Origin of the sequence: Oxynema aestuarii AP17, assembly GCF_012295525.1 — a bacterium.
GTDB lineage: Bacteria > Cyanobacteriota > Cyanobacteriia > Cyanobacteriales > Laspinemataceae > Oxynema > Oxynema aestuarii.
Map to the genome: position 1 here is coordinate 4,234,806 of NZ_CP051167.1, position 14,462 is coordinate 4,249,267.

Consider the following 14,462-nt stretch of genomic DNA (forward strand, 5'->3'; position numbering starts at 1 on the left):
TTTGAGGAAAGGATTTCTCAGTTGAAAACTCGCAAGTTTTCTAAGTAAGTTAACATAACTATATATTAAATTTACTAAAATTCGCAAAGCCTCTCGGGTCGATCGCAGGCAAATTCGATCGATAAAGATGATTCAATTGAACGAATGAGGACATTCAAGGAATATAGATGACTAGCCAAAGTATGGTGACGGGCGATCGCGTCTTACGCAAGCCAATTGTAGGGTCTCGCCGCTTGAGTAACTACCTGTTGGCCACTGTCGTGTCGGTCGGCGGCATCGGCTTTCTCTTAGCAGGTCTTTCCAGTTATCTGCGAGTTAACCTACTTCCCTTTGCCAATCCCACCCAACTGATTTTCGTTCCCCAGGGATTGGTGATGAGTCTTTATGGAATTGCCGCCGTGTTGTTGGCGCTCTACCTGTGGCTGACGATCTTGTGGGATGTCGGTGGCGGTTACAACGAGTTCAATCGCGAAACGGGCCAAGTGCAAATTTTTCGCTTGGGATTTCCGGGCAAAAATCGCAAAATCGATATTACTTATCCCCTCGATGAGGTGCAGTCGGTCAGCGTGGACATTAAGGAAGGACTCAATCCCCGTCGCGCGCTGTACCTGAACGTCAAAGGACGCAATCCCATTCCCCTGACTCGGGTCGGTCAACCGATGTCCCTGTCGGAAATCGAAAATGAGGCCGCCGAGTTGGCTCGCTTTATGGGCGTTCCCCTCGAAGGTTTGTAATCGAGTCAGCACAGACGAATTGAGCGCCGTAGTCTAAAGGAATTGAACATGTACGATCGACTTGGATACTGGTTGGCGTCTTTCGCGCTGGTGACACTCTTGCTCGTGGGCGGCTGCACCAGTCCCGATGCCGCTTCTCAAGCTTCCGATACTTCTGTACAACCCACTCAAGCTAGGAATTCACAAATGAGTAATCTCCCCCAGTTGGAGGGTAAAGCAACGGTCGTCCTGACGGTCAAAGGTTCTCCGATTACGATCGAGGTCGATGGCACGCAGGCGCCGATTACGGCGGGCAATTTTGTCGATTTAGTCAATAAAGGGGTCTACGACGGACTCGTGTTTCACCGGGTCGTGCGCCAACCCCAGCCGTTTGTGGTGCAAGGGGGCGATCCTCAAAGTAAAGATCCCAATTTCCGAGGTCAGTTGGGAACGGGGGGATATATCGATCCGAGTACGGGTCGGGAACGCCGCATTCCCCTCGAAATTACGCCGGAAGGGGCGGACAGTCCGATTTATAGCCAAACGTTTAAAACGGCAGGAATTGCCCAGCAGTCCCCGGCTCTGCCCCACCGACGGGGTGCGGTGGCGATGGCCCGATCGCAGGCGCCGGATTCGGCCTCTTCTCAGTTTTACATTACTTTGGCCGACCTCGATTTTCTCAATGGGGATTATGCGGTGTTCGGCTACGTGACGGACGGGATGTCAGTGGTCGATACGATCGAACAGGGCGATCGCATCGATTCGGCTAAAGTTACGGAAGGTTTGGAAAACTTAAAAATCAACTGAAACCTTTAAGGTCATCTTCAATTTAGGGCGATCGCGAGATTTTAAACTGAGAAAGGGACAATCCTGTTCTCAGCTTAAAGTCTCATTTTTTTGGGTTGTTTGGCGATGTCGGTGCGTGTTGTGGTTACGGGGATCGGTCTGGTGTCGGCGTTGGGTCCGAGTTTGGCCGCGTCGTGGCAGTCTTTAAAGGAGGGTCGCACGGCGATCGCCCCCCGACAACCGTTTCCCGAATTGCCGCCCTATCCCCTCGCCATGGGCGATCGCACCCCTGTCCGATGGCTCGATTTAAGCCGCCAGGTCGTCGCTCAGGGGATTCGCGATGCCGAGTTGACGCTTCCCCTACCCGAATCTGGGGTGGTGGTCGGATCGAGTCGTTCCGCTCAGGGAGAATGGGAACGTTACGCGCGAGTGCAACAGTTGGGAAAACCTTTGGATCTCTCTCCTGACGCCTGGTTCGAGAGCTTACCCCACGCGGCGGCGATCGCCACGGCCCGCCAAATCGGCGCCTGCGGTCCGGTGTTGGCGCCGATGGCGGCTTGCGCGACGGGAATTTGGGCGATCTCCCGCGCCGTGGAGCTGATCCGAACGGGGCGCTGTCAGCGCGCGATCGCCGGAGCGGTCGAAGCCCCGATTACGCCCCTCACTTTAACTGGATTTTCCCGCATGGGCGCCCTCGCCCGTCACCACTGCGCCCCCTTCGATCGCGATCGCGACGGCTTGGTGTTGGGGGAAGGCGCCGCGATCTTCGTCCTCGAAAGTGCCGAACTCGCCTACCGCCGCCACGCCCGGATTTACGGCGAAATCGTCAGTTTTGGCTTAACTGCCGACGCCTACCACGGCAATGCCCCGGATCCCGAAGCGAAAGGGGCGATCGCGGCGATCGATCGATGTCTCGACCGCGCCCGTTGGTCCCCGGAGGAGATCGGTTACATTCACGCTCACGGGACCAGTACGCGCCTCAACGATGCCACCGAAGCCCGGATGATCCAGCAACGCTTTGCTCCCGACCTTCCCGTAAGCTCCACCAAAGGAGCCACCGGACATACCCTAGGAGCCTCTGGCGCCTTGGGAACCGCCTTTTGCTTGATGGCCCTGCACGATGGTCTCTTACCGCCCTGCGTCGGTTTGCGCGACCCGGAATTCGACCTCAATTTCGTCCGCCACCCCCTGAAGCGGGCGATCGATCGCGCTCTATGCTTCAGTTTTGGCTTTGGCGGACAGAATGCCGTTCTCGCGATCGCTAAACTGACCTGACCTCCTCTAGATTCCAGCAATTCTCCGGTAGAATCGGAACCCCAGACAATACTACAATTCTTTCAAAAGGGTATTAACCCCATACGCTCAATCTCAATTGAGTTTTGAAACGCGAGAGTTCACTGCTTCTTCGGTTCACGATGCCGGATATTGATAATGGATTTGGAATCGCATCGATTTATCTCTTACTTCGAGCCAGAACAAGCCACACAATTGTGTCAACTGGCGGTTATCGAACACTTTCCACAGGGGGCGATCGTTTTTGAAGAAAACCAAGTCCCGGATTCTTTATATTTAGTCCTCAGTGGCAAAGTTGAATTTAGCAAACAAACCACTCCACAGCACTATCAACCGATCGCCTGGGCGAAACCTAACGATTTTTTCGGTGAATTTGGCGTTTTGGACGGCAAACCCCGCAGCGCCCGTGCGGTAGCTTGCGAATCCTCCTGCTTGGCGAAAATTCCGCGCGATCGCCTCATGGAAATTTTAGAACGTACCCCCGGACGGGTCGTTTTAAAAATTTTCGATCGCATCATTCACTATTTACGCAGCACCACCGATCTGTATATCAATCAAGTGATTCACAAACAAAAAATGGCTTTAGTCGGAGAAATGGTCAACACGATCGTTCACGACTTTAAAAGCCCCTTCACGGGCATTCATTTAGCCAGTTCTATGTTAAAAGAACTGCACCCCGATGACGACACTCAAGAATGGTGCGATTTAATTCAAGCTCAAGTTACCCGCATGATGGCCATGGCGGAAGAAGTTCTAGAATTCACCCGGGGAAGCGCCACCCTTCACAAGAAAAAGATCGATATTTCTGCGATTTTGAAGCGTTTTGAGAAACTTAATCGGATTTATTTTAAAGAAGCGAAGGTGAACTTCGAGGTCGTCGCCGAAGAAAATATCTGGATCGAAGCCGATGAAAGCAAACTGATGCGTGTTTTGCAAAATTTAACGGGCAACGCTGTAGATGCAATGGAAGATCGCGGTGGTTATATTAAAATTATGACTCGTGCGGATAAAAATTGGCTCTATTTGACGATCGCCGATAACGGTCCCGGAATTCCCGAGTTGATTAGAGAACGGTTATTTGAGCCATTCGTTACTTACGGAAAGCGCAGTGGTACGGGGCTGGGAACGGCGATCGCTAAATCCATTATTGACGCACATGGAGGCGAAATTAGTTTTATCTCGGAACTGGAAAAAGGGACGACATTTTCAATCCGTTTTCCCTTACATTCAGAGTTGGATTCAGAAATAAATAGAGAACTCGAAACACCTTTGAATTCAGCAAGTGAATATTAAAAAACACATTCTATAGTTGAATCGATGAGTTAACCTAGCTTGAGTTGTCAGAATAATTGCCAAAATAATATCGATCGCGATCTTTACCTAAAAGGTCTTAATCGATCCTTAAGTTAGATAGAACTCCTATCTGAGTTGTGATTTTTTTTGAAATGAGAATCTACTGACGGTTTTAAGCGATCGCGCATGAGTATAAATTTTTTTACGTTAGTGAACCACACCCAAAGCAAGAATGAAAAATAAACTTTTTAAATCATTCATTTTTAGATCGTGAGTTTCAGAAACGTCATGTATTTTCCAAAACAATTTTATACTTTCTTGCTTATTTCAACAAATATATCTTCAAAAATAAACATCATTCAAACTGAAATAAATGCAATTAACCGAAAAAATACTATCTCAAATACCCGGTAATCCTTGGAAAGGATTGCAAGCGGTCGATCGCCGTTGGCAAGCCTTAAAAGAAGGGAATATACCCCAGTCATCGCCGATCGCGCAAAATGAGGACCCTCTAGGAGAATTAGAATGGGATGTAGTGATTAGTGGGGGAACATTAGGGATATTTATTGGGGCGGCGTTGGCGAAAAAAGGCTGGCGGGTTGCCGTTTTAGAACGAGGAATTTTAAAAGGTCGCAATCAAGAATGGAACGTTTCGCGATCGGAATTAGATGTATTTATAAAACTCGGATTACTCGATCGCGACGAACTGGAACGGGCGATCGCCACCGAGTACAATCCCGCGAGAATTCAATTCGATCGCGGTCCAGAATTCTTAATCCGAGATGTTCTCAACCTCGGTGTCGATCCCGTTTATTTACTCGACCTTCTCAAAACTCGGTTTCTCGAAGCCGGGGGAAAACTGTTTGAAAATACCGCCTTTGAAGGGGCGACGGTTCACCCCGATGGCATCGCCATTCAAACCCGCACGACAGTGCAAAACGATCCAGAAGCAAACACCTTGTTTAAAAGTCGCTTATTACTCGACGTGATGGGGCATTTTTCGCCAATTGTCAACCAAGCCCGTCGGGGACAAAAACCGGATGGGGTCTGTTTGGTCGTGGGAACTTGTGCGCAAGGATTTCCGGCTAACGAAACAGGGGATTTAATGGTTTCGTTTACGCCGATTCAAAAACAATGCCAGTATTTTTGGGAAGCATTTCCGGCGCGGGACGGACGGACGACTTATTTATTTACCTATGTCGATGCATCGCCGGAAAGATTGAGTTTGGTGGAATTATTTGAGGACTATTGGCGCTTGTTACCGCAATACCAGAACGTGGAGTGCGATCGCCTCGAAGTCGTCAGGGCCTTATTTGGCTTTTTTCCGGCATATCGGCAAAGTCCATTAAAATCGCCGTGGAATCGCCTTGTTTTTGTCGGCGACAGTAGCGGAATCCAATCGCCGTTGAGTTTTGGAGGCTTTGGGGCGATGTTGCGCCATCTCGAACGATTGCAAAGGGGGATTGACGAAGCTTTAGATCGGGATCTACTCGATGCGAAAGCATTGGGGAAATTGCAACCGTATCAACCGAATATTGCCGTGACCTGGTTGTTTCAAAAAGCGATGAGTATTCCGAGCGATCGCCCAGTCCAACCGAACCAAATTAACGATTTGCTCTCCGGTGTTTTTGCCGATATGAAACAATTGGGCGATCCGGTTCTCAAACCGTTTTTACAAGATGTGATTCAATTTGGGGGACTGTCGCAAACGTTGTTGAAAACGGGATTAACGCGTCCGGGGGCGATCGTCCCGGTGGTGGGTCAAGTGGGGTGGTCGGCGCTGATAGACTGGATGCAGCAGTATCTGAATTTAGGGCTGTATAGTGCGTTGTCGGCGATCGCCCGACCTTTAACCGATTCGATTGAAAAGTTGCCGCCCAAGGGACAATATTACTGTCGTCGTTGGTTTGAAGGGTGGTACTACGGTTCTGGAAAGGATCGGGACGCCTCGGATCGTTGACGGACGGTAGAGATTCAGTTTCAATGCAGGTTTGAGATGCACTGTAGCGAACTTGCTCGGGATCGGCGATCGCCCAGGGGAAACGCATCGAAGCGAGGACACTCAACTCGATCGCGTGCGATCGATCCCATTTCCAGCTTATCTTTCCGAATCTCTTGCCAGTGTCAGCCGTTGAAAATGTTTGACTTGTTATTTTCCGAGTTGGATTCGCCGTTATCTGGCGATTCGAGAGGGGGTCGCGGAACATGAGGGTCGAGATCGCAACATTTTCAATCATTGTCCCGATTGTCTGCAGTTGACAGCTACAAGCAAACCTGGCACAGTCCCCGGAGGTTTTATGAAAAAGTTGCAACCTTTTGCTCAAAGTTGGCGCAAGCTTAATATTACGGGCAAATTTACCTCTGCATTTATCGGGCTGATGCTCTTATTATCTGGAGTTGCTTTGACTGGATGGGTTTCGTTGAACTTCGTCCGTCGCGAGACGGAAGCGGCGATCGTTACGAGTCTGCAGATGCAACGATTGGTCTTCCAAATGAATGCAGCGTTGGATCGGGCCCGCCGTCAAGAACGGGATTTTTTCGAGCAATGGTCTAGTGCGGGTTTTTTAAATGCGCGCGATGACTATGCGGCGGAACATGGCGAACAAATTCAGCAGGTCTTGCGGATTAGCGACGAGTTGCAAAAGTTACTCGCCAGCGCCAAGGTTAGCGATGCACTGCGCCAAAGCAATCCCGATGTCATCGCCTATGTGGAAATGGTGCAGAATTACGCGAGTAGTTTTAAAGAAGCGGTCGCCTTGGTCGGCGAATTGGGAATGGATCGCACCGGGGTTCTTTCCCAACTCGAACAAAAATCGGATTTACTGCTCGATACCTTGCAATTGGCGGGGGAGTCGGAGTTGATCGCGTTATACAGTCAGATGCAGGCGTCGGAAAAACAATACTTGCTCGAACGCGAAACTTCGGCGCGTCAAGGGTTGTACAAGGCGGTGGAGGACTTGCGCGAGGCGATCGTGCGATCGCCCGGTTTGGATGTGTCCCGTCAGGTGTCGGCGTTGGAGGAGTTGAAGGATTACGAAGCGGTGGTCGAGCAGATCGTCATGCTCGATGTCGAAATTCGCTCCCAAGTCGAGGGGTTCGATCGCCAGGCGGCAGAAGTGTCCGATAAACTATTATCGGTAGTCGCCGACGAAGTGGAACGGGCGCGATCGCAAATTGCGAAAACCAGTCGCGCCGCCAGTTGGCTGTTAGTGGCGGCGTTACTCGCGGCGGTGATTCTCGCCAGCGCGATCGCCCAAGAATTCGTCTTCGCCTTGCGCCAACTGGAAATCGAACAAGCTAAATCCGAGCGTCTTTTACTCAATATCTTGCCCGAAACGATCGCCGATCGCCTCAAACAAAAACCGGAAACGATCGCCGATAACTTTACCGAAGTGACCATTTTATTCGCCGATATCGTCGGGTTTACCAAACTCTCGGCCCGGGTTTCGCCGACGGAGTTGGTCAACTTACTCAACGAAATTTTTTCCGAATTTGACGGATTGGCCGATCGCTGGAACTTGGAGAAAATTAAAACAATCGGCGATGCGTATATGGTCGTCGGCGGATTGCCGGATCCGTCCGACGACCACGCCGCCTCGATCGCCGAAATGGCCCTCGACATGCAAGCGGCGATCGCCCATTTCAATGAAAAATATGCGAACAGCCACGACCAACCGATCGACATTCGCATCGGAATCAATACCGGGGCCGTCGTCGCCGGGGTCATCGGTCAGAAAAAGTTTATTTACGACCTCTGGGGGGATGCGGTCAATACCGCCAGTCGCATGGAATCTCACGGGATACCCGGTTCGATTCAAGTGTCTGCATCTACTTACGAGTTATTGCAAAATGATTATATTTTTGAAGATCGCGGCGTCATTTCCGTCAAAGGAAAAGGCGAAATGAAAACGTATTTACTCGTCGGTCGCAAAGTCGAAACCCCGATCGGCGTTGCTTGAGCGATCGCGCCCGTTATATTAAAGGGAGTTGAATCGATTGGCGATCGCTTTTGTCGTCCTTTGCATTCGTTCGTTTCTCCCGAATTATTTATGAGTTCTTCTACCGAATCTGTTTCCGCCTCCATGACTGCCGAATCCCAGGAGTCGCGATCGCACAATCCGCTTCTAGGACGGTCGTTAGATGAATTGACCGCATGGGTGGTAGCACGCGGCCAACCCGCCTATCGCGGCAAACAACTGTACAATTGGATTTACGATCGCTCGGCGCGATCGCTCGGCGAAATTACGGTTTTTCCGAAGTCCTGGCGCCAGCAAGTCGCCGATTTCCCCATCGGGCGATCGCAGGTTCACTACCGTTCCCAAGCGCCGGACGAAACGGTTAAATACTTACTCAAACTCGCCGACGATACGGTGATCGAAACCGTCGGGATTCCTACGAAAAAACGCCTCACGGTTTGCGTTTCTTCTCAAGTGGGCTGTCCGATGGCGTGCGAATTTTGTGCCACGGGAAAAGGGGGGTTTATCCGCAACTTAGCCCCTCATGAAATTGTCGATCAAGTTTTGCAGGTTCGCGAAGACTTCGGGCGCCGCGTCAGCCATATCGTGTTTATGGGAATGGGCGAACCGTTGCTCAATCTCGATAACGTCCTGGCGGCGGTGCGATCGATCAACGAAGACCTCGGTATCGGTCAGCGATCGATTACCATTTCTACGGTGGGAATCCGCGATCGCATCGTCAAACTCGCCCGCCATCGCGGACAGTTTACCCTCGCCGTCAGTCTGCACGCTTCCAACCAACCCCAGCGAGAACAACTGATTCCCAGTGCGGGAGGGTATCCCCTCGATGCTTTAATCGCCGACTGTCGCGACTATGTCAAACTCACGGGCCGTCGTCTGACCTTTGAATATATCTTGCTCGCCGGAGTCAACGACACCCTCGAAAATGCAGTCGAACTGGCGGACTTATTGCGCGGTTTCCAAACTCACGTCAATTTGATTCCCTACAATCCCATTAACGAAGTCGATTTTAAACGCCCCGACAGGCGGCGAATCGCTGATTTTGTCGCCGCCTTAGAGGCGCGTCATATTGCCGTCAGCGTTCGGTATTCCCGAGGATTGGAAGCCGATGCCGCTTGCGGTCAATTAAGAGCCTTGAAGCTCTGATTTCGCTTGCCGATTGCGCTTAAACTTGGGTGGCATACGTCCCGGGGGCGTATGCTTCGACCACTCGTCCGGTCCGCGAACAGGTCACCATGAAATAGTCACAAACGGGGCATTGGGTTTGTGTTTGTTTGAGATGCACGAAGTGGTAACGTTCGGCATGGTTGCCGCAATTCGGACAGCGAATGGCTTGAATCGTTTGCATTTTAAAAACCTCTCAATTTTATCGATTCACGAGCAGGACAATCCGTGAATGGATGGCGCGCCCCAGGGTGACTGTCGCCCTTTCGATCCGAATCTTAATTTCAGGAAAACTCGACTTTAGAAAGATGAGGCGATCGGGCAGTCGGCTGCCGAATCGATCGAACCTCCGTTTTGTAAAATTCCAGTCTATCTTTCTTAAAGAAAATCAAAAATCTATCTAAAGGCGTAAAGTAGAAGTCGCACCCCGAATATTTCGGATCGATGGCTCGGTCAATTGCATTATCTCATGAGTTTGATGAATTTTGATAATCAAATGATGCCCGGGGATCGCCCGGTATGAAAGTGATCCCCACCGAGAACAAACGTGATCTCGATCGCTTTTTTGGGCAACTTTCCTTTTCTTTTGGGCGCCAGTCTAGGCCGCGATCGCGATCGCTTGGAAGGGTTTATGCTGACCTCAATTGCCGCCCGAATTGACACCTCAGCGACCCAAGTGTCCCGGGGAAATGCCCGCGATCGCCTGATAGAAATAAACCGAATTTGTAGCGATTTTGTCTTTTTAGATTTTTTTCGGTTTTATCGATATTTTGTTAACTAAAATACACAAATGCACGGCGAGGGGCGATCGATCGGGCGATCGTGTCGGTTCGTGAAAGGTCTTCGATCCAGGCAAAATCAAAAGGGAAGTCAAGATCCTGACTTCCCTTTTTGTTCGCTGATTTGAGAACGGAGAGGGGGGGATTCGAACCCCCGATGGCTGTGACACCATAACAGATTTCGAGTCTGCCGCATTCAACCGCTCTGCCACCTCTCCAAAGGTTCCGGTTTAAAATTTGGACACCTTACCCATAATAGCTCAAATCACCGAGCTTGGATCGCCAAAATTGGAATTTTCTCAGATTTTCTCAACCTCGATCGCACGCCTAGATCCAAGGGATTCGGTCTTCGGCGATCGCGCCGTGGGACTCAAAGCCTTGAGTGGGAGTCCATCGGACGGCGCCTTCGAGTCCGGTAATGTAAATGCGGATATTTTTTTGTTCTAATAGGGTCGCCGTCGCCGGATCGATCTCCTCCGAAGCGGCGATCGCCACTTCCGGTTGCAAGGCATCGAGCAAATAGGGTGTCACTTGGTCTCCCGACCACCACAACACGTCTAAAGACGACTCCGGACGCGATCCGGGAAGAATTCCCGCTCCCAACCAGCGATTTTGTTGGGAAGGGTCGAGATTGCCCAACCACAACCAAGTTTGACCGTCAAATTGCAATTCCACCACCATCGGCTCGAACGAAATCGGACGGACGGCGATCGCGCCAAATTTAAGGGTTTCATCCTCTCGTAACGGTTCGTAACTGCCCTCAAATTGTTCCAAATCGTGCAAGATGGCTTCGTGGGAGAGGAGATCCCCCTCCTCCGGCGAAGGTTCGGGAGCTGAAAATAAAGCAATATCGAGGCGATCGAACAGTTGGTGCCAGCCTGTATTGCTCGATACGGGAGCAGTAGAGATCGCCCAATCCAGACGGGCGATCGCCTGCTGGCGGAAAAAGGGCAAAATCGTAAACTGGGTCGTGCGATCGTCGCCACTGTTGACTAACGCCACCTGTCCGCGATTTTGAATCACCAACACCGGATCGCGCGGCGTCGCCAACACGGTCATCTGTACCACCGTCGCCTTAGCGTGCAATGTCGGCGTCACTACCAAGGCGATCGCGAACAGCACCCCCAATCCCCAGCGCCGTTGACGCTGCAGCCACGGAATCACCCAGATCGCGGCGATCGTCGTGTAGAGTAAAACCACTTGGGCGATGGATAACGCCCCGGTCGCCACGGAATTGCCCGGCAAATTCGCGAAAAATTCGACAATTTCGAGCAATCCCTCTACGGGATAGTAGAGCAACCAAGCCAAGGCACTGCCCGCCAAGGGCCAGATGGCTCCGGCGATCGCACTGATAAAGCCGCCAATCGTAATCGCCGACACTAACGGCGTCGTTATTAAATTAACCGCAATACTATAAGGAGAAACGACATGAAAGACGTACAGTTGTAGGGGTAAGGTCCAGATCGTCGCCGCGATCGGTACCGCTAGCGCCGAGGCGATCGTCACGGGCAGCCAATCCAAGCGCTCCACAATGCTCGGTACCGTCACCAATAGCCCCAAGGTCGCCAAAAAACTGAGTTGAAAGCCCAAATCCCAAATCCAACCCGGTTGCAGCAATAACAAAATCGTTGCCGCCAACAGTAACGAACCCAAGGGTTTGACTTGTTTTTGCAATAAGGGCGCCAGTAAGGCGGCAAATCCCATAATCGCTGCCCGCGATACCGATGCCGAGCCTCCGGTTAAGATGACATATAACATTAAAACCGCGCTTCCCGCACCAAATTGGAGCCGTTCGGACAACGGGCGGGTCAGCAAGCGAACTAAACTGAGAATCAGGGCGACGTGGAAGCCGGAAGCGGCTAAAACATGGGCCAATCCGACTTGAATAAAGCGATCGCGCACTTCGATCGACAAATCTACGACCCGCCGTCCCAAGACGATCGCGCTGACTAACGGGCCGTGAGGGACGCCCAACCACCGAACCTGCGATCGCACGATCCGCCGTTGCACGCGCCACAAGCCCCAGCCTTCCTCCCTCGTTTCCGAGAGAAAATAGACTTGTTCCCCTCGCAGTCCGGCAAAGCTTCCCCGACTGGCTAAGTAAGCTTGGAAGTCAAACGCCCCGGGATTTTTCGGCGGTTCCGGTTTGTAGAGTTCGCCGGAAATGGAAAGTCTGCGTCCGGGATGCACGCCCGTCCCTTGCAGTAAGGGAACGGTAACGTATAACTTGCCACTGACGGGTTGGGTGCGACTGGTAGGGGGAACGGTGGCGATCGGATCTGCGGAACCGACCAACTCGTTGAGTTGGGTCACGTCAAACCAAAATTGCACCTTATTGGATCGGGTCAAGCGCGGCGTGCTGGTGACTTTTCCCAATACGGTGACGGCGGGTTGTTCGCCAATCCCCGTGGTAGGGGCGATATAGTGGCTGATGTCGTCGGTTTGAGGTTGCGGGAGGCGCAGTTGTAAGTAAAAGGCGGCGATTAAGGCAAGGGCGCCCGCAGCAATAAAAAAGGCAGGCTTGAGACCTGCTTTCAAACACCGAAGATAACCGGGAAGTTTGAGGAAGACGCCGATTCCCGCTCCTATTCCTAAAACGAGCAGTCCGTATCGACCTCCAGGAATTGCACTGGCGAGCAATCCGGCAATATAGGCCAAACACAGAAGGATAAGGGGCGCAGCAGTCATCGGGCGTCGCTTCCTCTAAGATTGAAAAGGGTTGAGGGTCACACGAGTTCGGTTACAGGGATAAGCCGAGTTTTAAGCCGAGTAAGGCATGGAGGACGATCAGACCGAGGACGATGCTCCCTAAGTAAGCGTGGGCGGTTCTCAGGTTGGGGCGATCGTCGCCAAAGTTGAGGGAGAGAATACTGTTAATGCCTAATAAGATCAGGGCGATCGATCCGGTCCAAAAATGAGGACTTTCTAGAATCGGTTCGCGCTGCATGACTAAGGAGAGTAATCCTCCCGTGTAGCCTAATGCCATGAATAAGAACATCCACGGGGCGAGTTTGCGGTGGTCGCTACGACTTTGGACGGCGGTTTCGCCTGCGCCGACCACCCGGGCGCGCCATCCGGACCAGCCGACATAACTGCCCATGACGAAGACGACAATCCCCATCATGAGGGGATGGCCCCAATGGACGATCGGTTCGGGGATGCCTAGGTTGCGAAACTGACTGGCGATCGGTTCGAGGATTTGCGTGAGATCCATGAGTAATTGGTGATTTTGAGGGGAAACGGGTTAATGGGGTTGGAAGTGAGCGCTAAATTGCGGCGATCGGGCGGGTTTACGCTGCCGATGCCGTTTCCGTCGGGGTAGAAGAGTTGAGCAAGGGAAATCCCAAGGCTTCTCGCTGTTCTAAGTACAGTTGGGCAACCCGCCTTGCTAAATGACGGATCCGACCGATGTATCTCGTCCGTTCGGTCACCGCAATCACGCCTCTCGCATCGAGCAAGTTGAAGGTGTGGGAGCATTTGAGAACGTAGTCCAAAGTCGGTAAAACTAACCCGCGATCGACCAACTGTTGGGCTTCCTGTTCGTACAGCCCAAATAAAGTAAACAGCAATTCCGGATTCGACGCCTCAAAGTTATAAGTACACTGCTCGATTTCCCCTTGCAAGTGAACGTCGCCATATCGAATGTCGTCAGTCCAAGCGATCTTCGCCATCGCATCGATATTTTGGAGATACATCGCCAATCTCTCCAATCCATAGGTGATTTCAATCGATACCGGACGGCAATCAATTCCCCCACATTGTTGAAAGTAGGTGAACTGGGTGATTTCCATCCCGTCGAGCCAAACTTCCCAACCCACGCCCCACGCCGCCACGGTTGGTGCTTCCCAGTTATCTTCCACAAAGCGAATATCGTGATCCTCCGGCGCAATTCCCAGCGCTCTTAAAGAATCTAGGTAAATCTCTTGGATGTTATTGGGGGAGGGTTTGAGTAAAACTTGGTATTGGTAATAGTGCTGATAACGATTGGGGTTTTCTCCATAGCGACCGTCTGTCGGTCTGCGACACGGTTCGATATAAGCCACCGACCACGGTTCCGGCCCGATCGCCCGCAGAAAAGTATGGGGATTCATCGTTCCCGCCCCTTTCTCCATATCGTAGGGTTGCGCGATCAGGCAGCCGCGATCGCTCCAAAACTGATTTAAGGTCGCCACAAGAGACTGAAAATTCACGTCCGATATCCTAACCAACCAAGATCTTCACCTCTCATTTTCCCCCAAATGTCCCTCAAGGCAAGAGAAATCAGCCCCCAAAACCCCCCGAAAAAATTTTTTCCCAAAAAGGGTTGACAGAGAAAGAGGGGGTTGCTAGATTAGTAAAGCGCTTGAGAGCGGCAGCGCGCCGCGAGCAAGCGACCGAACCTAGACAACACAAGAGTTTGACAGTCGGATTGACCGACAACAACCTCGTCAAAAGAAACTAAAACAGAGGTCTGTTTT

Annotated in this window: 11 protein-coding genes and 1 tRNA gene; 7 read left to right on the top strand and 5 right to left on the bottom strand. The window is 51.6% G+C overall.

The genetic code is table 11. From position 1 onward, the window contains the following. Positions 1 to 167 precede the first annotated feature (167 nt). The 7 genes from HCG48_RS17155 to rlmN all read left to right on the top strand — a co-directional run bounded on the left by HCG48_RS17155 (position 168) and on the right by rlmN (position 9,208). Positions 168 to 734 carry a photosystem I assembly protein Ycf4 gene (locus tag HCG48_RS17155; RefSeq protein ID WP_168570238.1) on the top strand — a complete coding sequence of 189 codons (567 nt, stop codon included), beginning with the start codon at positions 168 to 170 and terminating at the stop codon, positions 732 to 734. 48 nt (positions 735 to 782) lie between these two features. Beyond that, positions 783 to 1,520, top strand: a complete 738-nt coding sequence (locus HCG48_RS17160) for a peptidylprolyl isomerase (protein ID WP_168570239.1) — start codon at positions 783 to 785, stop codon at positions 1,518 to 1,520. A 105-nt stretch (positions 1,521 to 1,625) separates the two neighbouring features. Beyond that, entirely contained in the window at positions 1,626 to 2,774 is a 1,149-nt protein-coding gene (locus HCG48_RS17165; protein ID WP_168570240.1) for a beta-ketoacyl-ACP synthase, read from the top strand. A 156-nt stretch (positions 2,775 to 2,930) separates the two neighbouring features. Then, positions 2,931 to 4,085, top strand: coding sequence for an ATP-binding protein (locus HCG48_RS17170; protein ID WP_168570241.1), 1,155 nt, complete (start codon positions 2,931 to 2,933; stop codon positions 4,083 to 4,085). A gap of 373 nt (positions 4,086 to 4,458) precedes the next feature. Beyond that, the gene (locus HCG48_RS17175; RefSeq protein WP_168570242.1) at positions 4,459 to 6,045 is read left to right on the top strand and encodes an FAD-dependent oxidoreductase; all 1,587 of its coding nucleotides are present in this window, start codon (positions 4,459 to 4,461) and stop codon (positions 6,043 to 6,045) included. A 337-nt stretch (positions 6,046 to 6,382) separates the two neighbouring features. After that, positions 6,383 to 8,044 (top strand): adenylate/guanylate cyclase domain-containing protein, encoded by a 1,662-nt coding sequence (locus tag HCG48_RS17180; protein WP_246259609.1) that lies wholly within the window; start codon positions 6,383 to 6,385, stop codon positions 8,042 to 8,044. A gap of 123 nt (positions 8,045 to 8,167) precedes the next feature. After that, complete coding sequence (gene rlmN, locus HCG48_RS17185; protein WP_246260140.1) at positions 8,168 to 9,208, top strand: dual-specificity RNA methyltransferase RlmN; 1,041 nt, start codon at positions 8,168 to 8,170, stop codon at positions 9,206 to 9,208. Between the two features lie 19 nt (positions 9,209 to 9,227). On the opposite strand, the gene HCG48_RS17190 is transcribed toward rlmN, so the two are convergent. The 5 genes from HCG48_RS17190 to glyQ form a co-directional block, all read right to left on the bottom strand. Next, positions 9,228 to 9,410: a replication restart DNA helicase PriA gene (locus HCG48_RS17190; protein WP_168570244.1), complete on the bottom strand. Its 183-nt coding sequence runs from the start codon at positions 9,408 to 9,410 to the stop codon at positions 9,228 to 9,230. A gap of 726 nt (positions 9,411 to 10,136) precedes the next feature. Further along, positions 10,137 to 10,223: transfer RNA gene (locus tag HCG48_RS17200), tRNA-Ser, on the bottom strand. 109 nt (positions 10,224 to 10,332) lie between these two features. Further along, on the bottom strand, positions 10,333 to 12,693 hold the full coding sequence (locus HCG48_RS17205; protein WP_168570246.1) for a ComEC/Rec2 family competence protein: 2,361 nt from the start codon (positions 12,691 to 12,693) through the stop codon (positions 10,333 to 10,335). A gap of 52 nt (positions 12,694 to 12,745) precedes the next feature. Next, positions 12,746 to 13,219 carry a DUF4079 domain-containing protein gene (locus HCG48_RS17210; protein WP_168570247.1) on the bottom strand — a complete coding sequence of 158 codons (474 nt, stop codon included), beginning with the start codon at positions 13,217 to 13,219 and terminating at the stop codon, positions 12,746 to 12,748. A gap of 76 nt (positions 13,220 to 13,295) precedes the next feature. Then, positions 13,296 to 14,195 (bottom strand): glycine--tRNA ligase subunit alpha, encoded by a 900-nt coding sequence (glyQ, locus tag HCG48_RS17215; RefSeq protein ID WP_168570248.1) that lies wholly within the window; start codon positions 14,193 to 14,195, stop codon positions 13,296 to 13,298. Positions 14,196 to 14,462: the final 267 nt, after the last annotated feature.

Bases quoted from the DNA above. Each gene is read 5' to 3' on its own strand.
- HCG48_RS17190 (WP_168570244.1), bottom strand. From the start codon at position 9,410: ATGCAAACGATTCAAGCCATTCGCTGTCCGAATTGCGGCAACCATGCC.
- HCG48_RS17155 (WP_168570238.1), top strand. From the start codon at position 168: ATGACTAGCCAAAGTATGGTGACGGGCGATCGCGTCTTACGCAAGCCA.
- HCG48_RS17175 (WP_168570242.1), top strand. From the start codon at position 4,459: ATGCAATTAACCGAAAAAATACTATCTCAAATACCCGGTAATCCTTGG.
- HCG48_RS17180 (WP_246259609.1), top strand. From the start codon at position 6,383: ATGAAAAAGTTGCAACCTTTTGCTCAAAGTTGGCGCAAGCTTAATATT.
- HCG48_RS17160 (WP_168570239.1), top strand. From the start codon at position 783: ATGTACGATCGACTTGGATACTGGTTGGCGTCTTTCGCGCTGGTGACA.
- HCG48_RS17205 (WP_168570246.1), bottom strand. From the start codon at position 12,693: ATGACTGCTGCGCCCCTTATCCTTCTGTGTTTGGCCTATATTGCCGGA.
- HCG48_RS17170 (WP_168570241.1), top strand. From the start codon at position 2,931: ATGGATTTGGAATCGCATCGATTTATCTCTTACTTCGAGCCAGAACAA.
- HCG48_RS17165 (WP_168570240.1), top strand. From the start codon at position 1,626: ATGTCGGTGCGTGTTGTGGTTACGGGGATCGGTCTGGTGTCGGCGTTG.
- HCG48_RS17210 (WP_168570247.1), bottom strand. From the start codon at position 13,219: ATGGATCTCACGCAAATCCTCGAACCGATCGCCAGTCAGTTTCGCAAC.
- rlmN (WP_246260140.1), top strand. From the start codon at position 8,168: ATGACTGCCGAATCCCAGGAGTCGCGATCGCACAATCCGCTTCTAGGA.